The 22518-nt window shown below is 71.6% G+C and carries 17 protein-coding genes; 13 read left to right on the top strand and 4 right to left on the bottom strand.

The window, feature by feature from the left end:
- Window positions 1-1995, bottom strand: a 1995-nt coding sequence (locus tag ADK55_RS19970) for a type I polyketide synthase (protein ID WP_234350158.1), incomplete at its 3' end; no start/stop codon positions are given.
- Between the two features lie 466 nt (window positions 1996-2461).
- On the opposite strand from ADK55_RS19970, the gene ADK55_RS19965 reads away from it, so the two are divergent.
- The 6 genes from ADK55_RS19965 (at window position 2462) to ADK55_RS19940 (ending at window position 11898) form a co-directional block, all read left to right on the top strand.
- Window positions 2462-3826, top strand: a complete 1365-nt coding sequence (locus tag ADK55_RS19965; protein WP_234350156.1) for an FAD-dependent oxidoreductase — start codon at window positions 2462-2464, stop codon at window positions 3824-3826.
- Complete coding sequence (locus ADK55_RS19960) at window positions 3823-4686, top strand: alpha/beta fold hydrolase (protein ID WP_053680607.1); 864 nt, start codon at window positions 3823-3825, stop codon at window positions 4684-4686. The genes ADK55_RS19965 and ADK55_RS19960 overlap by 4 nt, the downstream gene beginning before the upstream one ends.
- Before the next feature lie 13 nt (window positions 4687-4699).
- The gene (locus tag ADK55_RS19955; protein ID WP_053680605.1) at window positions 4700-6346 is read left to right on the top strand and encodes an MFS transporter; all 1647 of its coding nucleotides are present in this window, start codon (window positions 4700-4702) and stop codon (window positions 6344-6346) included.
- A 10-nt stretch (window positions 6347-6356) separates the two neighbouring features.
- Window positions 6357-7916, top strand: a complete 1560-nt coding sequence (locus ADK55_RS19950; RefSeq protein ID WP_053680603.1) for an aspartate aminotransferase family protein — start codon at window positions 6357-6359, stop codon at window positions 7914-7916.
- A gap of 342 nt (window positions 7917-8258) precedes the next feature.
- Window positions 8259-10025: an AfsR/SARP family transcriptional regulator gene (locus ADK55_RS39905; RefSeq protein WP_234350155.1), complete on the top strand. Its 1767-nt coding sequence runs from the start codon at window positions 8259-8261 to the stop codon at window positions 10023-10025.
- Between the two features lie 235 nt (window positions 10026-10260).
- Window positions 10261-11898: an FAD-binding oxidoreductase gene (locus ADK55_RS19940; protein ID WP_053680599.1), complete on the top strand. Its 1638-nt coding sequence runs from the start codon at window positions 10261-10263 to the stop codon at window positions 11896-11898.
- Between the two features lie 282 nt (window positions 11899-12180).
- Here ADK55_RS19940 and ADK55_RS19935 read toward each other — a convergent pair whose 3' ends face one another.
- The gene (locus ADK55_RS19935) at window positions 12181-12948 is read right to left on the bottom strand and encodes an SDR family oxidoreductase (RefSeq protein WP_053680598.1); all 768 of its coding nucleotides are present in this window, start codon (window positions 12946-12948) and stop codon (window positions 12181-12183) included.
- Window positions 12949-13091: 143 nt separating this feature from the next.
- Between ADK55_RS19935 and ADK55_RS19930 the strand changes: the two genes are divergently transcribed.
- From ADK55_RS19930 to ADK55_RS19920, 3 genes are all read left to right on the top strand, one after another.
- Complete coding sequence (locus tag ADK55_RS19930) at window positions 13092-13961, top strand: NAD(P)H-binding protein (protein WP_053680596.1); 870 nt, start codon at window positions 13092-13094, stop codon at window positions 13959-13961.
- 91 nt (window positions 13962-14052) lie between these two features.
- Window positions 14053-15645 (top strand): acyl-CoA carboxylase subunit beta, encoded by a 1593-nt coding sequence (locus ADK55_RS19925; RefSeq protein ID WP_053680595.1) that lies wholly within the window; start codon window positions 14053-14055, stop codon window positions 15643-15645.
- Window positions 15646-15658: 13 nt separating this feature from the next.
- Window positions 15659-15934, top strand: coding sequence for a hypothetical protein (locus tag ADK55_RS19920; RefSeq protein WP_053680593.1), 276 nt, complete (start codon window positions 15659-15661; stop codon window positions 15932-15934).
- 112 nt (window positions 15935-16046) lie between these two features.
- On the opposite strand, the gene ADK55_RS19915 is transcribed toward ADK55_RS19920, so the two are convergent.
- The gene (locus tag ADK55_RS19915; protein ID WP_053680591.1) at window positions 16047-17501 is read right to left on the bottom strand and encodes an APC family permease; all 1455 of its coding nucleotides are present in this window, start codon (window positions 17499-17501) and stop codon (window positions 16047-16049) included.
- 278 nt (window positions 17502-17779) lie between these two features.
- On the opposite strand from ADK55_RS19915, the gene ADK55_RS19910 reads away from it, so the two are divergent.
- The 3 genes from ADK55_RS19910 to ADK55_RS19900 are packed head-to-tail and all read left to right on the top strand — an operon-like array spanning window position 17780 to window position 20102.
- The gene (locus ADK55_RS19910; RefSeq protein WP_053680589.1) at window positions 17780-18568 is read left to right on the top strand and encodes a thioesterase II family protein; all 789 of its coding nucleotides are present in this window, start codon (window positions 17780-17782) and stop codon (window positions 18566-18568) included.
- On the top strand, window positions 18568-19410 hold the full coding sequence (locus ADK55_RS19905; protein WP_053680587.1) for a metallophosphoesterase family protein: 843 nt from the start codon (window positions 18568-18570) through the stop codon (window positions 19408-19410). Before ADK55_RS19910 ends, ADK55_RS19905 begins: the two co-directional genes overlap by 1 nt.
- Window positions 19407-20102 (top strand): 4'-phosphopantetheinyl transferase family protein, encoded by a 696-nt coding sequence (locus ADK55_RS19900; RefSeq protein ID WP_053680585.1) that lies wholly within the window; start codon window positions 19407-19409, stop codon window positions 20100-20102. The genes ADK55_RS19905 and ADK55_RS19900 overlap by 4 nt, the downstream gene beginning before the upstream one ends.
- A gap of 40 nt (window positions 20103-20142) precedes the next feature.
- Here the strand turns inward: ADK55_RS19900 and ADK55_RS19895 are convergent, their stop codons facing one another.
- On the bottom strand, window positions 20143-21186 hold the full coding sequence (locus ADK55_RS19895) for a phosphotransferase (RefSeq protein WP_053680583.1): 1044 nt from the start codon (window positions 21184-21186) through the stop codon (window positions 20143-20145).
- Window positions 21187-21725: 539 nt separating this feature from the next.
- Between ADK55_RS19895 and ADK55_RS19890 the strand changes: the two genes are divergently transcribed.
- Window positions 21726-22430: a restriction endonuclease gene (locus ADK55_RS19890; RefSeq protein WP_053680618.1), complete on the top strand. Its 705-nt coding sequence runs from the start codon at window positions 21726-21728 to the stop codon at window positions 22428-22430.
- The last annotated feature ends 88 nt before the right edge of the window (window positions 22431-22518 follow it).

Below are 22518 nucleotides of genomic sequence, written 5' to 3'. Positions count from 1 at the left end.
GAGCGGCAGGACCTCCGCCTCCGTGGCCTGCACGGCGATCATGGCGCCGCCGGTGGGCAGGGCCTGCATCAGCCTCGCCCGGGCGACCACCAGCTTCGCCGCGTCCGGCAGGGACAGGATCCCCGCCACGTGCGCGGCGGCCAGTTCCCCGATGGAGTGGCCCGCGACATGGGACGGGGCCAGACCCCAGGACTCCAGGAGCCGGTAGAGGGCCACCTCCACCGCGAACAGCGCGGGCTGGGTGTTGCCCGTCTCGTCGAGCGCCTCACCGGAGGCGATGACCTCGCGGATCGAGCGCTTCAGCAGCGGGTCCAGCTCCCCGGCGACCGCGTCGAAGGCGTCCGCGAACACCGGGAAGGCCGCGTACAGTTCCTCGCCCATCCCCGGACGCTGCGCGCCCTGGCCGGTGAAGAGGAACGCGGTCGTGCCCGCGGCGGGCGCGCCCCGGACCACTCCGGCGCCCGGCCGTCCCTCGGCCAGCGCCCGCAGCCCCTCCACCAGCGCCGACCGGTCGGTGCCGACCACGACCGCGCGTTCCTCGAAGGCCGTGCGGGTGGTCGCCAGCGAGAAGGCGGTGTCCACCGGGTCGGGGGCGCCGTCGGCGGCGGCGAACGCGGCCAGCCGGCCGGCCTGCGCGCGCAGCGCCTCGTCCGACCGGGCCGACAGCACCCAGGGCAGCGCCTCGGTGGCCGCCTCGGTGGGCTCCTGCGGCGCGGGGACGGCGGGCCCCTCGGTGACCACGACGTGCGCGTTCGTGCCGCCCATGCCGAAGGAGCTGACGCCCGCCGCCAACGGACGCTCCGGGTGCGGCCAGGCGGAGTGCTCGCGCTGCACCGCCAGCCCCAGTGCGTCCAGCGGGATCCCCGGGTTCGGGCTCGCGAAGTTCAGGCTGGCGGGCAGCTCGCGGTGGGTGATGCTCAGCAGCGTCTTGATCAGGCCCGCGATGCCCGCCGCGCCCTCCAGGTGCCCGATGTTGGTCTTGACGGAACCGACGCGCAGCGGGTCCCCGGGCGCCCGGTCCGCGCCCAGCGCGGCGCCGAGCGCGGCGGCCTCGATCGGGTCGCCGACGGGCGTGCCGGTGCCGTGCAGTTCGACGTACTGGACCTGCTCGCCGGCGCCGAGCGCGGCCCGCTCGTGGGCCAGGCGCACCACCTGCTCCTGCGCGGCCGCGCTCGGCACGGTCAGACCGCCGGGCGTGGCACCGTCGTTGTTGACGGCGCTCGCGCGGATCACGCCGTGGACGTGGTCGCCGTCCGCGAGGGCGAGCGAGAGCGGCTTCAGGACCAGGACCCCGCCGCCCTCGCCGGGCACGAAGCCGTTGGCCCGGGAGTCGAACGTGTACGTGACGCCGTCGGGGGAGAGCGCGCCGAAACGTTCCTCCGTGGTGGCGTTCTCCGTCAGCAGGTTCAGGTTCACACCCGCCGCGAGCGCGAGCACGGACTCCCCGGCCCGCAGGCTCTCGCAGGCGAGGTGCACCGCGACGAGCGAGGAGGACTGCGCGGAGTCCACGGTGAGGCTGGGGCCCTGGAGACCCAGGTGGTAGGAGACCCGGTTCGCGATGACACCGCGGTTCACCCCGGTCATCGTGTGCGGGGTGATCGCCTCGGTGCCGTGCTGGTACAGCAGGTTCGTGTAGTCGTCGCGCAGGGTGCCGACGAACACCGAGGTACGGCTGCCGCGCAGCGCCTCGGGCACGATGCCCGCGTCCTCCAACGCCTCCCAGGCCAACTCCAGTACGAGCCGCTGCTGCGGGTCCATCGCCGCGGCCTCGCGCGGCGAGATCCCGAAGAAACGGGCGTCGAACCGGTCCACCCCGTCCAGGAACGCGCCGCGCTGCCGGCCGTCACCGGGAACCGCGTCCTCGGGTACGCCCCAACGGCCCGGCGGCACCTCGTCGACGGCACCTCGCCCGCTCCGCAGGAGCTCCCAGAACGCGGCCGGGCCGTCGGCTCCGGGGAGCCGGCAGGACAGCCCCACGACAGCGATCTGCTCCACCTTCTCGGTGTGCGCCCCGGCTGCTACAGGATTCCGCTCACTGGTCACCACGCTCGGCTGCCCCTTCTTGGATTCAACGCGCCCGGAGGAAATGCGCCCGGGTCGAATGCGCCCGGATTCACGTGTCGGATCAACGCCCCGGCCTCACACACCACCGGCTCCACGTGCCCGGATTCGATGCGCCGGAATTTCGACGTTCCCCGATTCGACGTGCCCGGAGGAATGTGCCCCGGGTTCGATGCGCCTGGGTTCACAGGCTAGTGAAAGCGACCTCGTGGACAGTCATGGCCTGGTAACCAGGCCTGTGGGAACGGCTGGTGACCCCGCCGTTGCCACACAGTGAGCGGCCGGTGGAACGCACCTGGCTACCGTGAATGCGGGCTCACGCGCTTCATTCGGACTTACTCGATCCGGTGAGCTCCAGCTGCGCTGTAGTGACGTGCGAATTCAAGGAGAGCTGATCGCTGTGAGTGCTGCATCTTCCCAAGGGGCCAACCCCGGATCCGCCGAAAACGCACGCGGAGGTCGCGCGGTCGTCCTCGGCGGGAGCATGGCGGGACTCTTCTCCGCCCGCGCCCTCTCCGAGAACTTCGCGGAGGTGCTCGTCGTGGACCGCGACGAGCTGACGGGACCGAACGAACTCCGCCGGGGCCTGCCGCAGGGCCACCACCTGCACGGTCTGCTCGCCCGCGGCCAGCAGATCGTCGAGGAGTACTTCCCCGGCATCACCGAGGACATGAAGGCTGCCGGCGCGCAGCTCGGCGACGTGGCCGACGACGTCCGCTGGATCATCAACGGCAAGCGCCTGCGGCAGGTCCACTCCGGCCTGTTCGCCCTCACCTCCAGCCGTCCCTTCCTGGAGCGCCACATACGCGAGCGCGTGCTCGCGCTCCCCGAGGTGACCTTCCTGGAGCAGGCCGACATCCTGCGCCTGGTCACCAGCGAGGACCGCCGCGAGGTCACCGGGGTCGTCGTGCGCCGCGACGGCGTCGAGGAGGTGGTGGAGGCCGACCTGGTCGTGGACGCCACCGGCCGCGGTTCGCGCACCTCCGTCTGGCTTCAGGAGTTCGGCTTCGACGCCGTCGAGGAGGAGAAGCACAAGATCGGCCTCGGCTACACCACCCGCTACTACCGGGTCCCGGACGAGGCCTTCGAGGGCAACATCTCCATCAACACCGTCGCCTCCGCCGGAGTCCCGCGCGGCGCGATCTGCCAGAAGATCGACGGCGGCCGTTCCATCGTCACCGCCTACGGCATCCTCGGCGACCACCCGGCCACCACCCCCGAGGGCTTCCACGCCTTCATCGAGTCGTTGGCCGCGCCCGACATCCACGAGGTGCTCAAGGTCTCCGAGCCGCTGGACGAGCCCGTCGCGTACAAGTTCCCGACCAACCTGCGCCGCCACTACCAGCGCCTGACCGACTTCCCGGCCGGCCTGCTGGTCATCGGCGACGCCGTCTGCAGCTTCAACCCCAGCTACGCGCAGGGCATGACCGTCTCCGCGCTCGGCTCGCTCGTGCTGCGCCGGCACACCGCCGAGTCCCGGCGGCCCGACCCGATCGCCTACTTCAAGGACCTCGCCGCCGACGCCGTCGACGGCTGCTGGGAGATGGCCGTCGGCGCCGACCTCAGCTTCCCCGAGGTCGAGGGCGAGCGGACCGAGGAGGTCCAGCTGGCGCACGCCTTCATCGCCCAGGTCCAGGAGGCCGCGTCCCGCGACGACGCCGTGGCCCGCGCCTACTCCCGCGTCATCGGCCTCGTCGACTCCCCGGCCGTCCTGCACGACCCGGAGATCGAGGCCGCCATCGCCGCGGTCCAGGAGCAGCCGTGAAGATCACCCTGAACGACCTGACCTTCGACGTGGCCGTCGACGGCCCCGCCGACGGCGAACCCGTCCTGCTGCTCCACGGCTTCCCCCACAACAAGGAGTCCTGGACCGAGACCGCGCCCCTGCTGCACGCCGCCGGGCTGCGCACCATCGCCCCCGACCAGCGGGGCTACTCCGACGGCGCGCGCCCGACCGACGTCGACGCGTACCGCCTCGAACACCTCGCCGCCGACGCGCTCGGCATCCTCGACGCGCTCGGCGTCGCCGACGCCCACGTCGTCGGCCACGACTGGGGCGCGGCCGTGGCCTGGTACCTGGCGGCGCGCCGGCCCGAGCGGGTGCGCACGCTCACCGCGCTCGCCATCCCGCACCTCGACGCGTACCAGCACGCCTACCGGGTCGACGAGGAGCAGCAACACAGCTCCCAGTACGTGGAGTTCCTCGTCTCCGCCGGCGCCGCCGACCACTTCCTGGCCAACGACGCCGTCGAACTGCACGGCTGGTTCAACCAGGTCGGCGAGGGCGTCCTGACCGACGCCCAGATCGCCCGGTACGTCACCACCCACACCGCTCCCGGCGTACTGGACGCGGCCCTGAACTGGTACCGCGCCAACAACCTGCTCGGCGAGGACCTCGCCTTCGGGCCGGTCACCGTCCCGACGACCTTCGTCTACAGCCGCACCGACACGGCCGTCAGCGAACTCTCCGTCGAGAAGACCGCGGAGCACGTCACCGGCCCCTACCGGCTGGTGACGCTGGAGAAGACCTCCCACTGGCAGCCGCAACAGGACCCCGACACGGTCGCCGCCGAGATCATCCGGCGGGTCCACACGGTCCCCCCGGCAACACCGACAGAAAACTGATGAAGGGACAACCATGACTTCGAACACCTCCGCCCCCGCGGTGGAGTTGCGGGCCGGGCCGCGGGAGTGGTTCGGACTGCTGGTCCTGCTGCTGCCGGTGACACTGATGACGGCCGACCTGGGCGTGCTGTGGCTGGCCACCCCCTACGTGACGGCCGACCTGCGGCCCACCAGCTCGCAGCTGCTGTGGACCACGGACATCTACGGGTTCCTGACCTGCGGATTCCTTGTCGTCATGGGAACCCTCGGTGACCGGATCGGCCGCCGCAAGCTCCTGATCCTGGGCTCGCTCGGCGTGATCGTCTCCTCGCTGCTCGCGGCGTACTCGACCAGCCCGGAGATGCTGATCGTGGCGCGCGCGCTGCTCGGCGTGGCCGGCGCCGCCGTGCTCCCGTCGACGCTCTCGCTGATCATCCACATGTTCAAGGACGACCGGCAGCGGGCCACCGCCATCGCCACCTGGGTCACCGCGCTCTCCGTCGGCATCGCCGTCGGCCCCGTCATCGGCGGGGTGCTGCTCGACTCCTGGTGGTGGGGGTCCGTCTTCCTGATGGGCGTCCCCGTCATGCTCGTCCCGCTGCTGCTCGCGCCGGCGCTGCTGCCCGAGTACAAGGACCCCAACGCCGGCCGGATCGACCTCGCCAGCGTGGTGCTGTTCCTGGCCGCGATCCTGCCGATCGTCTACGCCGTCAAGAAGTTCGCCGAGATCGGCTGGAGCCTGGGCAACCTGGCCGCCCTGCTGATCGGCGCCGTCTTCACCGTGGTCTTCGTCCGCCGGCAGAACGCGCTGGAGACCCCGCTGCTGGACATGCGGCTGTTCCGGACCCGCGCCTTCACCGGCGCGCTGCTCACCCTGCTGTTCGGCATGATGGCGCTCAACGGCGTCGAGTACCTCGTCCCGCAGTACCTGCTGGTCGCCGGTGAACTCAGCCCGCTGGCCGCCGGCGTCTGGCTGCTCCCCGGAGCCGCCGGCCTGATCCTGGGCTCGCAGCTCACCCCGGTGTTCGCCAAGCGGATCCGGCCCGCCTTCGTCATCACCGCGGGTCTGGTCGTCACCCTGGTCGGCTTCTGGCTGACGGGGCTCGCGGGCCCCGACAAGGACGGCATCGTGCCCGCCGCCCTCGGCCTCGCCGTGATCATGTTCGGTGTCGCCCCGATCAGCGTCCTCGGCACCTCCCTGGCCGCCGGCGCGGCCCCGCCGGAGAAGGCCGGCTCCGCCGCCGCCACCGGGCAGACCGCGTACGACCTCGGGCTCGCCCTGGGCATCGCGGTGACCGGTTCCATCGCCGTGGCCGTCTACCGCGGCGCGGTCGACGACAACACCCCGGCCGGGATCCCCGCCGAGGCCGCCGAGGCCGCCCGGGACACCGTCGGTGGCGCCACCGACGCCGCCGCCTCCCTCCCCGCCGACCTCGGCGCCCAGTTGGTGGCCGCCGCGCGCGACGCGTTCACCTCCGGATTCCAGGCCACCGCCTGGGTCAGCGCCGGACTGGCCGTCGTCACGGGCGTCATCGTCCTCGCCCTGCTGCGCCACATCCCCGCGATCGGCGCACCCGCCGCCGAGGCCCCGGCCGAGCCGGAGCAGGCCGGGACGGCGGAGTCGGAGCCCGGCACGCAGCCGGCCGCCGCGGTCCGCGAAGAGTCCACCACCCGAGCCTGAAGGGGATGACATGACCGCCGAACCCACCACGGCCACGACCGAGTACGCGGAACCCTTCCTGTTGGGGGTGCTCGCCTCCGGAGGTCTGGACGCCGAGTACGTGCGCGGCGAGGGCAACACCCTTTACCTGCGCGACGAGGACGGCCGGGAGATCCCCGTCCTGGACTACGTCGGCGGCTACGGCTCGCTGATGCTGGGGCACAACCACCCCGGGATCAACGCGTACGCCAAGGAACTGCTGGACGCGCAGACGCCCGTCCACGCGCAGTTCTCGCGGCACCCGTACGCCAACGACGTCGCCGAGGTCCTCAACCGGATCATCCAGCGCGAACGCGGGGACGACGAGCAGTACTACGCCATCTTCGCCAACAGCGGGGCGGAGGCCGTCGAGGCCGCCATCAAGCACGCCGAACTCGACCGGGGCCTGCGCCTGACCGCGCTCTCCGACGAGATCGCCGCCCACCTGGCCGACGTGCGCGGACAGGTCGAGGCCGGCGTCGCGAGCGTCCCGGCCGCCGTCGCCGAGTCCTTCGAGGACCTGGTCACCGACGTCCTCGCCCGCAACGAGGCCCAGCGCGGGCGCAGCCCGCTCTTCCTCGTTCCCGAGGGCGGCTTCCACGGCAAGCTCGCCGGCAGCGTGCAGCTCACCCACAACGAGGGGTACCGGCTGCCGTTCAAGGCGCTGGCCGCGCAGTCCCGGTTCGTGCCGCGCGACCGGCCCGGCACGATCCGCAAGATCATCGACGAGGAGCGCGCCCACCTGCTCGACCTCGTCGTCGAGGGCGGCCAGGTCCAGGTCGTGGAGCGGGACTTCCCGCTCTTCGTGGCCTTCGTCCTGGAGCCCGTCCTGGGCGAGGGCGGCATCCACGAGCTGAGCCGGGAGTTCGCCGACGAGATCCAGGAGGTCTGCGCGGAGACCGGGATCCCGATCGTCATCGACGAGGTGCAGACCGGCATGGGCCGCACCGGCAGCTTCCTCGCGGCCACCCACCTCGGGCTGCGCGGCGACTACTACACCCTCGCCAAGAGCCTGGGCGGCGGCATCGCCAAGGCCGCCGTCATGCTCGTGCGCAAGCCGCTCTACCGCGGCCAGTTCGAGCTGGCGCACAGCTCCACGTTCGCCAAGGACAGCTTCTCCTGTCTGATCGCCCTCAAGGTGCTCGAACTGATGGAGGCCGACGACGGCGAGGTCTACCGGCGCGCGGCCGAGCGCGGCGCGCGGCTGCTCGCCATGCTCCGCTCGGTCCGGGACGACTTCCCCGAGACGGTCAAGGACGTGCGCGGCCGCGGCCTGATGCTGGGGTTGGAGTTCCACGACCAGTCGGGCTCCTCGGCCGAGCCGCTCAAGGCGGTCGCGCAGAGCGGGTTCTTCGGGTACTTCGTCGCCGGGCACATGCTCCGCGCGCACCGGATCCGGACGTTCCCCACCTCCAGCGCCGTGAACACCCTGCGGTTCGAGCCGTCGGTGTACCTGACGGACGAGGAGATCGGCCGGCTGGAAGAGGCGCTCCGCGATGTGTGCGTGATCATCCGGGACACGGATGGCGCGAGTCTCGCACCGATCGCCTGAGCAAAATCAGACCGCTCGTGCTGTTTAGGGGTCGAGAATCAGTCGCGAACCCCTTGAGTGGCCGGCAAGCAGTCCCCCTGTATGGCGACCTACCCCCAGTGGTCGCCCCACCGCCAGAGGGCCCGGGATCCCCCCTCCCGGGCCCTCTGGCCTTTTGTTTTACCGAAGTTGAGGGCTCTCGGGCGGGCGTCGGAATCACCCTTCTCGAACCTCCGGTGTGCTCATCTAACCTTTTGACAAACCGGCGTGTTGGTTTGTAACCTTCCGGTCGAGTGAGCATGAGCTATCAGCCGCAGGACCGGGGGAGATATGCGCTTTCGGATGTTGGGTCCGCTGGAAGTGATGTCCGCTGACCAGCCGGTACCGCTCGGTGGCACCAAGCCGCGCGCCACATTGGGATACCTGCTGTTGCAGGCCAACCAGGTCGTTCCCACCAGCCAACTCCTCGCCGCGCTCTGGAGCACCGACAATGCTCCGGTCACGGCGCGGAAGATCCTTCAGAACGCCGTGTGGGGACTGCGCGGCATGTTGAACCAGTGCGACCCCGGCTTCGACGGGGCGCCCGCCGAGCTCGTCACCCGGGCGCCCGGCTACATGATCCGCGTCGATCCCGACCACGTGGACCTCCACCTCTTCCGCCGGCGCGTGCGCCAGGGCCGCGCCCTGCTGTCCGGCGGCTCCCCGCACGAGGCCGCCAACCGGTTCTGCGAGGCGCTGGAGTTGTGGCGCGGCCCGGTCCTGTCGGACCTGGTCGAGACCGGCACCATGTGGCCGGAACTCACGGCCGTGCAGAACACCCGCCTCGACGTCCTGGAGGACTACTTCGAGGCCAAGCTGCGCTGCGGCCAGCACTACGCCGTCCTCGGCGAGCTGGAGACCACCGTCGAGGCGGAGCCGCTGCGCGAACGCGCCTCCGGGCAGCTGATGCTGGCGCTCTACCGCTGCGGGCGGCAGGCCGACGCACTCGGCGTCTACAACCGCATCCGGGTCACGCTCGTGGAGGACCTCGGCCTCGAACCGGGCCACGAGCTGCGCCGCCTCCAGCAGGCGATCCTGGCCCACGACCCGACGTTGAACCTCGCCCCCGCGGCGGTGGTCCTCGGCGGATCGGCCCCGGTCGGGGTCCCCGGGGGACAGGTGCGCCGGCGCGAGGACGTCCGGGATACCCGCCCGGCCGCCCGGCGGGCGGCGGGTCCCGGGGAGGAGCGCCGCGAGCAGCGGCACGAGGACCGGGACCACCGTGAGGACCGCCGCGACGACCGCGACGACGACCTGCGCGAGGACCGCCGCGTCGACCACCGTGACGACGACCTGCGCGAGGACCGTCGGGACGACCCGCGCGTCGACCACCGTGACGACCCGCGCGAGGAGTTGTACGAGGAGCGCTACGAGCAGCGGTACGCGGACCCGCGCGAGGACCGTCGCGAGGACCGGCGGCGGATGCTGGCCGCCGTGCCCACCCACCCCCGCGGCTTGCTGCTGGCCGAGCGCCCGGGTTCGCCCCGCGCCGGGTCGGTCAGACGGTCGCAGCCCGCCCCCCAGCCCCTGTCCCGGGCCGTGGTGACCGAGCGCCGCCGCATCAGCGTGCTTCTCGTGCAGACCCGGATCACCGCGGAACGACCCGGCGGCGCGCCCGAGTTCATGGACGAGATGTTCGAGAGCGTCAACGCCATCGCCCGCCGCCGCATCGAGCGGTTCGGCGGCGACGCCGTCACCTCGATCGGCGCCGTCTCCCTCGGCCTCTTCCGTGCGGACGGCGACGAGGACAGCGCCCTGCGGGCGGTCCGCGCGGCAGCGGCCATCCGCGACCGGCTCACCGATCCGGCCACCGACGGCGCCCCGAACCCCTCGCCCTGGTACGGGTTGACCCTGCACGCCGCCGTCGCGACCGGCAACGCGCTGGTCCGCTACCGTCCCGACGACCCCTCCGCCGCGCCTTCCGTCAACGGCGCGCTGCTGGACACCTGCCAGTGCCTGTTGGAACTCTCGCCGGCCGGCGAGATCCAGCTCTGCGAGGCCACCCGCGAGGCGCTGGAGGTCCCGCTCGGCGGGTCGCTCGGGGTCCTGCGCGAACGCGGGCCGGCCCCCACCGGGGTCTGGGCGGTCTGAAGCCGTCCGACCCCGGATCCGGGGCGCGGGATTCCCGCATTTTCGATGCCCTTACCAATTGATTCGGACCTCCACAAGCGGAATTGGTCACGGATTACTTCACGATGGAATCTGGCCGATAATCTGCGTTTCAAAGGGATTGACGGCCATTGGCTCCACCCCGCCTCCACCCGGTGTGCGGCGTGATGTCGAGTTCCGTGACTCCAGAACCATTTCTTCGTGGAGGTACACGCTAATGACCGGAGTTTCCCGCCGGGTGTTCATGAGACACACCGCGGCCGCCGGCGGCGCGGCCCTGGCTCTGCCCGCACTGGGTGGCTGGGCGGGCGAGGCGTTCGCCGCCGAGCCGACGGCCGCCGCCGGCATCGCCACGACCTCCCTGGTCACGGTGGCGCCGTCCGACCCGCGCTACGCGAGCCTGGTCGCGGGGGCCAACGGCCGCTGGGTCGGCACCCCCGACTACGTGCTGGTCGCGAGCACGGCGGACCAGGTGGTCCAGGCGGTGCAGGAGACCCTCGACCGCGGGGTCCGGTTCGCCGTCCGCAGCGGCGGCCACTGCTACGAGGATTTCACGAGCAACGCCAACATCCGCGTCCTCATCGACATCTCGGCGATGACCGGCGTGGCCCACGACGCGAGCCGTCGCGCCGTCGCGGTCGAGGCCGGCGCCCAGCTCGGCAGCGTGTACGAGACCCTGTACAACACCTGGGGCGTCACCATCCCCGGTGGCACCTGCCCGACGGTCTCCGTCGGCGGTCACATACCGGGCGGCGGGTACGGTCCGCTGGCCCGCTCCCACGGAGTCACCGTCGACCACCTGTACGCCGTCGAGGTCGTGCACGTGGACAGCGCGGGCGTCGCCCGCAAGGTCGTCGCCACCCGCGACGCGAACGACCCGAACCGCGAACTGTGGTGGGCGCACACCGGCGCGGGCGGCGGCAACTACGGCATCGTCACCCGCTACTGGTTCCGCAGCCCCAACACCACCTCCACCGACCCGGCCCTGTTCCTGCCCAAGGCCCCGCGCGAGCTGATCATCTCCGAGGTCGCCTTCTCCTGGACCGGCATGACCGAGGCCGCGTTCACCCGGCTGCTGCACAACTTCACGAAGTGGCACGAGGACAATTCCTCGGCCACCTCCCCGTACGCCAAGCTCTTCAGCGCGATCAAGCCGCGGCACAAGCTGGCCGGCGAGTTCCTGATGAGCTCGCAGATCGACTCGGCCCTGCCCAACGCCGACCAGCTCCTCGACGACTACCTCGCCGCCATCGTCGCCGGCACGGGCCTGACGTACCGGGTGGACACCCGCCGGCGGGTCGACTGGCTGTACAACGTCCTGCACTGGCCGGGTCTCGGCGGCTCCGGCTTCGAGGGCAAGGGCCGCTTCAAGGCCAAGTCCTCCTACCTGCGCAAGACCATGCCGGCCGCGCAGATCAAGGCGTTCTACAAGCACCTCACGCGCAACGACTACACCAACTCCGCGGCCCTCGTGGAGATCGCCGGCTACGGCGCCGCCGCCAACGTGCCGGCCACCTCGGCGACCGCCACCGCACAGCGCGACTCGATCATCAAGATGCTGTTCGTCAACCTCTGGGCCACCCCGGCCGAGGACGCCGCGAACCTCGCCTGGATCCGGGAGTTCTACCGCGACGTCCACGCCGCGACCGGCGGCGTCCCCCGCCCGGGCGTGGTCAACGACGGCGCGTTCATCAACTACGCCGACGCCGACCTGGCCGACTCGACCCTGAACACCTCGGGGATCGCCTGGCACCACCTGTACTTCAAGGACGGCTACTGCCGCCTGCAGGCGGCGAAGAACCAGTGGGACCCGCGGAACGTGTTCCGCCACACCCTGTCGATCAGACTGCCCTGATCCACGGGCCGACTGCCCTGATCCAGGGGCCGGCGCACCGACCGGGCCCCCGGCCCGAGGGACAACCCCTCGGGCCGGGGGCCTTCGACGCGTGACCGTGACCGCGTGACCGCGACCGCGTGACCGCCCGCGCGCCGGCGGAACCGGCGCACGACGGACGCCGCCGCCCCCCTGTGCGGTGGAGGCGGCGGCGTCCGGGTCTTCCGTGTGCGGACGGAAGGCCGATCGGCGTGGGGACCGAAACCCGACGTCCGAGCCGTGACGTCGGGTGTGTGGGGTGGATCAGATGCCGAGGCCGGATCCGCCGCTGACGTCGATGTTCTGGCCGGTGACCCAGCGGGCGTCGTCGGAGGCGAGGAAGGAGACGACGTCGGCGACGTCGCCCGGCTGTCCCACGCGGTTGAAGACGGAGAAGGCGGCGGCCTGGGCCTTGGCCTCCGGGATGGCCATCCACGGGTGGATGTCCGTCTCGATGGTGCCGGGGGAGACGGCGTTGACGGTGATCTGGCGGGAGCCGAGGGTCTGGGCGAGGGTGAGGGTGAGGACCTCGATGGCGCCCTTGCTGGCGGCGTAGGAGGTCATGCCGGGGAAGGCGACCTTGGTGACGCCGGAGGAGATGTTGATGATGCGGCCGCCGTCGCGCAGGCGGTCCAGGCCCTTCTGGATGATGAAGAAGGGGGCCTTGGCGTTGATCGCGAAGACCTTGTCGTAGTCGGCCTCGGACACCTCGTGGATCAGACCCGGACCCGCGATCCCCGCGTTGTTCACCAGGATGTCCAGGCCCGCGGTGTCGGAGTGCGCGCCGATCCGCTCGTCGAAGGCGGCCCACAGGGCGTCGGCGTCACCGGCGACACCGAGGGCGGAGCGGAAGGCGAAGGCACGGCCGCCCGCGGCCTCGATCGAGTTCACCGTCTCCTTCGCGGCGGCCTCGTCGCTCGAGTAGGTGAGCGCGACGAGCGCACCCTCCTTGCCCAGGCGCTGGGCGATGGCGCGGCCGATGCCCCGGCTGCCACCGGTGACCAGAGCAGTCTTGTTCGTGAGGGCAGTCATTCGGATACTCCCAATTCTTTTGTCCAGGCGCGGCCGCTGCAGATGAGGTCGCAAGTGTGATGCTGCCCGGCCCCACTCATCGGCCGTTCACCGGCGGGTCATCGTCCGGTGTCGGAAACGAATCCACGAATTACCATCGGCCCATGACACAGAATTCGGTTCAGAATCCCGTACCCGATCCCGTACTCGTCATCGGCGGCACCGGAAAGACCGGCCGTCGGGTGGTACGCCGACTCACGGAAAGCGGAGTCCCGGTCAGGTCGGCCTCGCGCTCGGGCGAAACCCGCTTCGACTGGCTCGACGAGACCACCTGGGGCCCGGCCCTCGACGGCGTGTCCGGCGTGTACATCGTCCAGAACGACACCGAACCGCGCACCCGTGAACTCGCGAGGCGCGCCGCCGACGCCGGCGTCCGCCGCCTCGTACTGCTCTCCGCCCGCGGTGTCGACACCCCCGGCTACTACGGCGAGGACCCCTCCACCAGCGACGCGTTCCTCGCCGGCGAGGCGGCCGTCCGCGAATCCGGCCTCGCCTGGACGGTGCTGCGCCCGGGCTGGTTCGCCCAGAACTTCGACGAGGGCTTCTTCAACGAGGGTGTCCTGTCGGGCGAGTTGAGGCTCCCGGCCGGCGACGGCGCCGCGACCTGGATCGACGTCGAGGACATCGCCGCCGTGGCCGTCGCCGCCCTGACCGAGGACGGCCACAACGGTCAGACGTACGAACTCTCGGGCCCCCGCGCGGTGTCCCTGCCCGAGGTGCTCGACCTCATCGGGGCGGCGACCGGCCGCAAGGCCACGTACACGCGGCTCTCCACCCCGGACTTCATCGCGGAGCTCGGCGCACAGGGCGTCCCGGCCGCCGACGCCGCACTCTGGGCCGCGGCCCTGTACCCGGTCCAGCAGGGCTTCGAGGCGAAGGTCTCCGACGGGGTGCGGCGCGCCCTGGGCCGGGAGCCGCGCGACTTCGCCGACTACGTCGCGGCGGCCGCCGAGTCCGGCGCTTGGCGCGCTTGAGTGGTTGTGTAGTCGCCTTGGCCAGTCTGTAGGGGTCTACCACGTTTTGTCAGGACGACGAGACGCCTCTCGGATCTGGAAAGGATCAAGCATGAGCATCGTCGAGGAAGCGCCGACCGGCCCTCCGCCGGCCGCGACCATGGGGTCGAGGGTGGCGGAGCTCGCCGAACTCCGCGAGTCGGTCATCGCCGGCCCCAGCGAGAAGGCGACCGAGGCGCAGCGGAGGAAGGGCAAGCTGACCGTCCGCGACCGCCTGGAACTCCTCTTCGACAAGGGCACGTTCACCGAGGTGGAAGCCTTCCGGCGGCACCGTGCGACCGGGTTCGGCCTGGAGGACAGGAAACCGCACAGCGACGGCGTGGTCACGGGCTACGGCCAGGTCAACGGCCGCCCCGTGTTCGCGTACGCCCACGACTTCCGCATCTTCGGCGGCGCCCTCGGCGAGGCACACGCCCAGAAGATCCACAAACTGATGGACCTCGCCGAGAAGGCCGGTGCACCCATCATCGGCCTGTGCGACGGGGCGGGTGCCCGCATCCAGGAGGGCGTCACCGCCCTCGCCGGATACGGCGGCATCTTCCAGCGCAACGTCCGCAACTCCGGCGTGATCCCGCAGATCAGCGTGATCATGGGCCCGTGCGCGGGAGGCGCCGCGTACTCGCCGGCCCTCACCGACTTCGTCTTCATGGTGCGCGGCACCTCGCAGATGTTCATCACCGGCCCCGACGTGGTCGCCGCGGTCACCGGTGAGCAGATCACCCAGGACGCCCTGGGCGGCGCCGACGTGCACTCCTCCGTCTCGGGCGTGGCGCACTTCGCGTACGACGACGAGGAGCACTGCCTGGAGGACGTCCGGCACCTGCTCTCCTACCTGCCCTCCAACAACCGGGAACTGCCCCCGGCGGAAGTCGCCGACGACCCGGCCGACCGCCGCACGGAGGCCCTGCTGGACCTGGTGCCGGCCGACCCCAACCGGGCGTACGACATGCACAAGGTCATCGAGGAGATAGCCGACCACGGCGAGTTCTTCGAGGTCCACGAGCGCTGGGCGCCGAACATCATCTGCGCGCTGACCCGCCTCGGCGGTCAGGTCGTCGGCATCGTCGCCAACCAGCCGCAGAACATGGCCGGCGTCCTCGACATCCAGTCGTCGGAGAAGGCCGCCCGGTTCGTCCAACTCTGCGACGCCTTCAACATCCCGCTGGTCAGCCTGGTCGACGTACCCGGCTTCCTGCCCGGCGTCGACCAGGAGCACAACGGCGTCATCCGACACGGCGCGAAGCTCCTGTACGCGTACTGCAACGCGACCGTCCCGCGGATCTCGCTCGTCCTGCGCAAGGCCTACGGCGGCGCGTACATCGTCATGGACTCCCGCTCGATCGGCACCGACATCGCGCTCGCCTGGCCGATCAACGAGATAGCCGTGATGGGCGCCGAAGGCGCGGCCAACGTGGTGTTCCGCCGCGAGATCGCCGCCTCCGACGACCCCGAGGCCACCCGCTCGGCGCGCATCGACGAGTACCGCGAGGAACTGATGCACCCGTACTACGCCGCCGAGCGCGGCCTGGTCGACGACGTCATCGACCCGGCCGACACCCGAGCCGCGCTGATCGGCGCCCTCGCGGTACTGCGCGGCAAGCACGCCCCCCTGCCCAGCCGCAAGCACGGCAACCAGCCTCAGTAGAGGGAGAGACCCGATGGCGGTACGAGCGGTCCCCACCGAGCCGGACACGTCGGAGTTCCTCTCCGCCCAGGCCTGGCGCATCACCAGCGGCTCACCGGCCGCCGAGGAGGTCGCCGCGCTCGCGGTGGCCCTGGCGGCGGTCATGCGGGCCCGGGCGGCCGAGGCGATCCGGCTGGCCGAGGAGGAGCAGGAGCAGGCCGCGGCCCGCTGGACGCCCTCCGCGGCCCGCCGCCGCGCGGCCACGTCCTGGGCCGCGGGCGCCCAGCCCACCTGGGCCAACACGGCCTGAGCGGCGAATGATCGACCCCCGCACGGCCCGAGGCCCCGCCCCACCACACGGTGGGACGGGGCCTCGGGCCTGTCCGGCCGGCAGCCTGGACGACACGGGCCGTACCCCGCGGTCAGGCGCGCGCCGAGTCCGACAGGCGCTCCGCCGGCGGCGCCTCGACGCGGGCCTCCGGGACCTCCCGCGCCCCGGACGACTCGCGCGCGGACCGCAGCGCACCGCGCCGCGCCCACGCCAGGGCCGGCACGGTCACCCCGATCAGCACCAGCGCCACGTACGACATGGCGTCCACCGGCGAGGCGGGCGGGTTGACCCACCCGTTGAGGTACACCCAGCCCATCGCCGTCGCCCCGAGCACCGCCGTCAGGTACGACAACGGCCTCACCGCCCGCTCGCGCACCAGCAGCACCACGTGGGCCGCGCAGATCAGCACGTACGGGAACACCCACAGGTAGACGATCAGCGTGGCCAACGCCGAGTACACCGACAGCAACGACTCCGGATAGGCGAGCAAGGCGACCGCGAGCACCGCGAAACCGATCACCGCCAGGACGGTCACGGCGACGGTCGGCGACCCGTGCTCGGGGTGCGCGCGGCCCACCCGGCGCGGCAACAGACCGTCGTCCGAGAGCGTCGCCACGAACCGCGACCCGAAGTTCACGAACCCGATGAGACCCGCGAACGTCGCCACCGCCAGCACCAGGTCGGTGGCGCTCGCGAAGGTCTCGCCCAGCCCCGCGTTCAACGCCAACGCCGCCGCGGGCGACATGCCCGCCGCCAGGTCGTCCGCCGCCGCGAACAGCCCCGGCACCTGGAGCACCGTCGCCACCAGGTACACGACCCCGAGCAGCACCGGAATGCCCAACACCGCGAACGGTACGTCCCGCTTGGGATCCTTCGTCTCCCGCGCCAGCGCGGCGCAGCTCTCGAAGCCCATCAGGAACGTCGCCCCGGCCGCCATGCCCTGGAAGACCCCGCTGAAGGAGAACCTGCCCTCGAAGGACAACTGCTCCGCGAGGTGCAGCCCGGTCGTGGCCGCGCCGGCCACCACGACCACACCGACCACCGGGATCGCCACGGCCATCAACACCACCGCCGCCTTCACCGACAGGTCGACGCCGCGCCGCGCGAACAACACCGCGATCAGCAGCGCCACCGCGTACACCGCGAGCTGCGCCGGCACCTCCAGGCCGGCCGCGAACCCCCGGGACAGCAGGAAGCTGCCGACGTACACCCCGATCACCATCGTGATGCCCGCGATCATCGCCGCGTAGCCGAGCAGCAGCGAGGCGGCCGCCACCAGCCGGGCCCACGGGCCGAAGACCAGCGAAAGGTAGGAGTACAGCGAGCCGTTGGCGACGTGCCGGCGCGCGAAGGTGACGACCGACAGGCCGACGAACGTGGTCACCGCGGCCGACAGCAGGGCGGACAGCCAACTGCCGTTCCCGGCCGAGACGAACATCAGGGCGGGCACCGCGGCGAGACCCACCGCGGGAATCATGCTGGCGACGGCCAGACCGACGATCTGGCCCCGGGACAGTTGCCGGGGTTCCGTTTCCGTGCTGGACATGGGGCGCGCCTCCAAGGGCGGGAGCGGGGGAGAGGAGAGCGGAAAGGCGACCGCTCAGGGCTCGGTGGGGAGTTCGGTGGGGAGTGGCGAGAAACGGATCGAAGTCTCGCCACGCCGTCTCACGGCGCGGTAACCCACGGCCCACCGCCCGCTCCGGCACGACGTTCGCCCAGGCTGTGGGGGTGCCTGTAGTACCCGTCCAAGGCCTCTCGACCGGCGGTCCACCGCCTCGACCGACCCTGGAAGTCGACTCGACAGGATGTTGAAGGAGAGAAGACATGGCCAATGACTGGTTCCGGCGGTTCGGCCCCGCGTCCGACAGCGACACGCGCCTGTTCTGCTTTCCCCACGCGGGCGGCGCGGCCAGCGCCTACCTCGCGCTGTCGCAGGAGCTGACCCCCGAGTTCGATGTCCTGTCCGTGCAGTACCCCGGCCGTCAGGACCGCCGGATGGAACCCGCCGTGGACGACATAGGCCGGCTCGTCACCGCGCTCGCCGACGAACTCGCCGCCACCTCGATGCCCGGGCCCGGCCGCCGGGGCGACGATCGCCCGTACGCTTTCTTCGGGCACAGCATGGGTGCCGTGCTCGCGTACGAGCTGACCCGCGAACTCGACCGGCGCGGACTGCCCGCCCCCGAGCGGCTGTTCCTGTCCGGCCGGTTCGCCCCGACCCCGCTCGGCAGCGCCAGCGACCGGCTGGACACCGACGAGAAGGTGATCGCCATGATCCGCACGCTCGGCGGGACGGTCGGGAGGGTCTTCGACGACCCCGACCTGTTGGAGATGGTCATGCCGCCCCTGCGCGCCGACTACAAGGCCATCGGTTCCTACGCCTGGCAGCCCGGCCGCCCCCTCGACGTGCCCTTCACCGTGCTCGTCGGCGACCGCGACCCCGTCGTCCCCGTCGAGGACGCCGCCGCCTGGCGGGTGCACACCGCCGCGGGCAGCGACGTACGGATCCTGCCCGGCGGGCACTTCTACCTCGACCACAGCGTTCCGCAGGTGGCCGCCGTCATCCGCGCCGCACTCCACCGCAGCGGCGCGAGCGCGTTGGGGGCCGCCTGATGCCGACCGGCCCCGGCAGGCTGCTGGCCATCAGCGACCTGCACGTCCGCCACGACGAGAACAAGAAGGTCGTCGACGGCCTGCGACCGGAGACGGAACACGACTGGCTGCTGCTCGCCGGGGACGTCAGCGAGTCCACCGTCGACTTCGAGGACACCCTCCGGCTGCTCAGCGACCGGTTCGCCAAGGTGATCTGGGCGCCGGGCAACCACGAACTGTGGACCACCGCCGCCGACCCGGTCCAACTGCGCGGCCAGGCCCGCTACGACCACCTCGTCGCCATCTGCCGCCGCCTGGGCGTCATCACCCCCGAGGACCCGTACCCGGTGTGGGAGGGCGCCGGCGGCCCCGTCGCCGTCGCCCCGCTCTTCCTGCTGTACGACTACACGTTCCGGCCCGCCGGAGCCCGTACCCGGCAGGAGGCCATGGACATCGCCGAGCGGGCCGGGGTCGTCTGCACGGACGAGTTCTACCTCCACCCCGACCCCTACCCCAGCCGCCAGGCGTGGTCCCGGGCACGCGTCGCGCACACCGCCGCGCGGCTCGCCGAGATCCCGGACCACCTGCCGACCGTGCTGGTCAACCACTATCCGCTGGTCCGCGAACCCACCCGCGTCCTGCGGTTCCCCGAGTTCGCCCTGTGGTGCGGAACAGAGGCCACCGAGGACTGGCCCGTCCGCTTCCGGGCGGCGGCCGTGGTCTACGGACACCTGCACATCCCGCGCCTGATCCACCAGGACGGGATCCCACACCACGAGGTCTCCCTGGGGTACCCGAGAGAGTGGAAGCAACGCGCCACCGCCCCGGCGGGCGCCGTACGGATCCTCGCGGAGCGCACATGATCGAGGAACTGCTGGCCCCGGGCACGACCGCCGTGGAGTCCTTCGCAGACGACCCCGGGGCCCTGGCCGACCTCCACCCCGAGGAGGAACTCCTCGTCGCGGGCGCCGAGGACGGACGCCGACGGGAGTTCGCGACCGTACGGCGCTGCGCGCGCGAGGCCCTCGGCAAGCTCGGCGTCGCCCCCGCGCCGATCCTGCGCGACCCGAAGGGGGCGCCCCGGTGGCCCGCCGGATTCGTCGGCGCGATGACCCACTGCCAGGGCTACCGGGCGGCCGTCGTGGCGCCCGCCGGGAAGGTGGCCGCGCTGGGCATCGATGCCGAACCCAACCTGCCGCTGCGCAGCCGGGGCGTCGCGGACCTGGTGACCGTCGAAGGGGAACGCGCCTGGCTGCCCGAACTCGCCGCCCGCCGACCCGAGGTGCAGTGGGAGCGACTCCTCTTCAGCGCCAAGGAGAGCGTGTACAAGGTCTGGTACCCGCTGACCGGACGCTGGCTGGACTTCCAGGACGCGGAGATCACCGTCGACCCGGCCTGGTCCACTTTCCACGCCAGGCTGCTGGTGCCCGGCCCCGAGATCGACGGGGTCCGGCTCGACTCCTTCGACGGCGGCTGGCTGGTCCGGGACGGCCTCATCGTCACCGCGATCACGGTGCCCCGACCCGCGCCCCGAGCCGGAGCCCCCGGAGCGTGAGCCTCGACGCCCGCCCGACCCTTCTCGAAGACTCGGGGATCTACTGCTCGACGAAGGCTGCCTCCACCTGACCGAGGCGATCGGTCCACCAGTGCAACAAGGCCTCGTCCGCGGTGAACAGCCCATCGCAGGAGAAGTCACCGCGGTCGTAGTGGAACTCCAACTGCCAGAAGTCCGTCATCCGCTTCCACCACAGCCGACGTACGCCGTCCACCAGGGCGGGCGTCTCCAGCGGGAGCAGGGACCGGTAGCCGCGCACGAACGCCGACACCCGCGCGAGGTCGAACACCCCGTCCACGCCGAACTGCACCTGGGCGGTCCGTGCGACCTCTTCGGCGTACGGGCGGACACCGACGCGGTCCCAGTCGAGAACGGCGGTCAGCTCGCCGTCCCCCCACAGCAGGTTCCGGTACTGGACATCACCGTGCGTCCACCCGTGACCGCCCACCGGGACCGCGTCCCGCGGCCGGCCGTCGGCATGCCCGCCGATCAGCACCCGCCGCCGCTCCAGGGCGGCCACGGCCGCCTGGTCGAAGGCACTGCCGGTGCCCTTGTCCGCCACCGCACGCGACAGCCGCTCCGACGTCCCCACCGCTCGCTCGGGCGTCGTCACGTCGGCGGTCACCATCCCGGGCACCGCGGGGAGCAGCCCCAGGCGGCAGGCGCGCCCCAGACTCTCGTGGAGCCGTCCCAGGTGCGCCCCCAGACAGCCGGCCTGGGCGAGGCTGAGGTCGACACCACGGACGTGCACGCCGGCCGCCCACGGGAACAGGCACCACACACCTCCCGCGACCTCCGCCGCCAGAGCGCCGGAGCCGGTCGCCACGGGAGCGCCGACCGGAACGCCATCGGCGGCCAGGGACGCCAACACCCCGAGGTTGCGGACCAACCGATCGAGCGACACATCGGTGACCCGCTTGAGTGCGAACACCCCGGCCGAGGTGTCCACCTTCCAGTTCGCGTTCATCGGCCCGTCGGCGAGATACCGCTGCCCTCGCACCGCTCCGAGGCCGAACGCGCCGGTCAGTTCGGCGAGGACGCCGTCGGGGATCTCGGTCCTGTCCGTCGCGTTCGCCTCATTCACGCAAGGGACATTACGCGGGCGGGGTGTTGCTCGGGGCGAGGTTCACGGCACGCCTGACCGGGACGGGGCCCGAGTCGTCGCCGCGGGCCCGAGTGCCTGGAAAACGATGTCGCATCAGCGGATGATCACACTTGATGAACTTGGGTGACGTGTTGTCAGTGGCAAGTGCTTTCATGGGCCGGTTGCGCCGGCAGACGCGACGCGACCACTGAGGGGGATGCGGCTGTGCCCTGGATCAACACGTATGTGAAGTCGGACGGAACCAAAGTCAGTGGCCATCTCCGGCTGCCACCGGGGGCCCGCCGGGAGACCGCCCTGTTGGGCCTGATCGTGGCCGGGGTGTTCATCCTCGGCAACAGCCCCACCACGGCCGGGGCGGACGCGGAGCCAGGGCAGGGGTTACCCCGACCACAACCGCGATCGACGTCCGGCGGGCCGATCTATCCGATCAAGTGGCCGGCGTGGGAGAACCGGCCCACACCTCGGCCGGAGCCGACGGTCTCGTATCCGATCGTCTTCCCCGACACGGCGAGCGGTCGGTGACCCGTCGCCCGCCCGCGAGGCGGCGCAAGCGCGGTGGCGGCGCACGGCGTCGCAAGGGCGGCCGTTCGGAGGAGCTGTGGCTGCTCGGCCTGGCCGCCGCGGTGGCCTTCAGCCTGGTCATGGCACTCCTGTCATGGCTGGCCGCCCACCCGTGGGTCATGATCCTGATCCTGGTGGCAACGGCCGGTATCGGATGGGTCTGGCTGCGACGGCGCCAGGAGGCAGCCCGATGGGAACGAGTCCGGGCCCGGGGGCTGCGCTACGCCGTCGAGCACCTCGACGGCCTCCACTACAACGACTTCGAGTTCGCCGTACGGGACCTCATGCACCGCGACGGCTGCGCCGATGCCCAGAAGGTCGGCGGACGGGGCGACAACGGCGCGGACGTGAAAGCCACCGACCCCTACGGCCGCCGCTGGGTGATCCAGTGCAAGCACCGCAAGGCCGGCTGGTCCGGCTCCGCGGTCGGCACCCCGGACCTCCAGGTCCTCAACGGCACCGGCCGCCAGGTCCACGGCGGCGACGTCCTGGTCATGCTCACCAATGGCCGCTTCTCCGGACCCGCGCTCGCCTTCGCCAAGTCCCAGCACCTCCACCTCGTCGACCGCCACCTCCTCGCCCAATGGGCCGGCGGCTCCCGCCCCCTGTGGGAACTCCTCAGAGCCGTTCCGCCACCCAGGAAACCCAGCGCGCTCTCCTGAAGGGGCGGGCCGACCCGGGATCATCACAGAGTTTCACACCGTCAAAAAGCGTGGCAGTCAAGAGAGTTGAGTGCCAGGATCTGCTTCC

Origin of the sequence: Streptomyces sp. WM4235 (genome assembly GCF_001279725.1) — a bacterium.
GTDB lineage: Bacteria > Actinomycetota > Actinomycetes > Streptomycetales > Streptomycetaceae > Streptomyces.
This window is presented reverse-complemented; position numbering and strand designations above follow the sequence as displayed.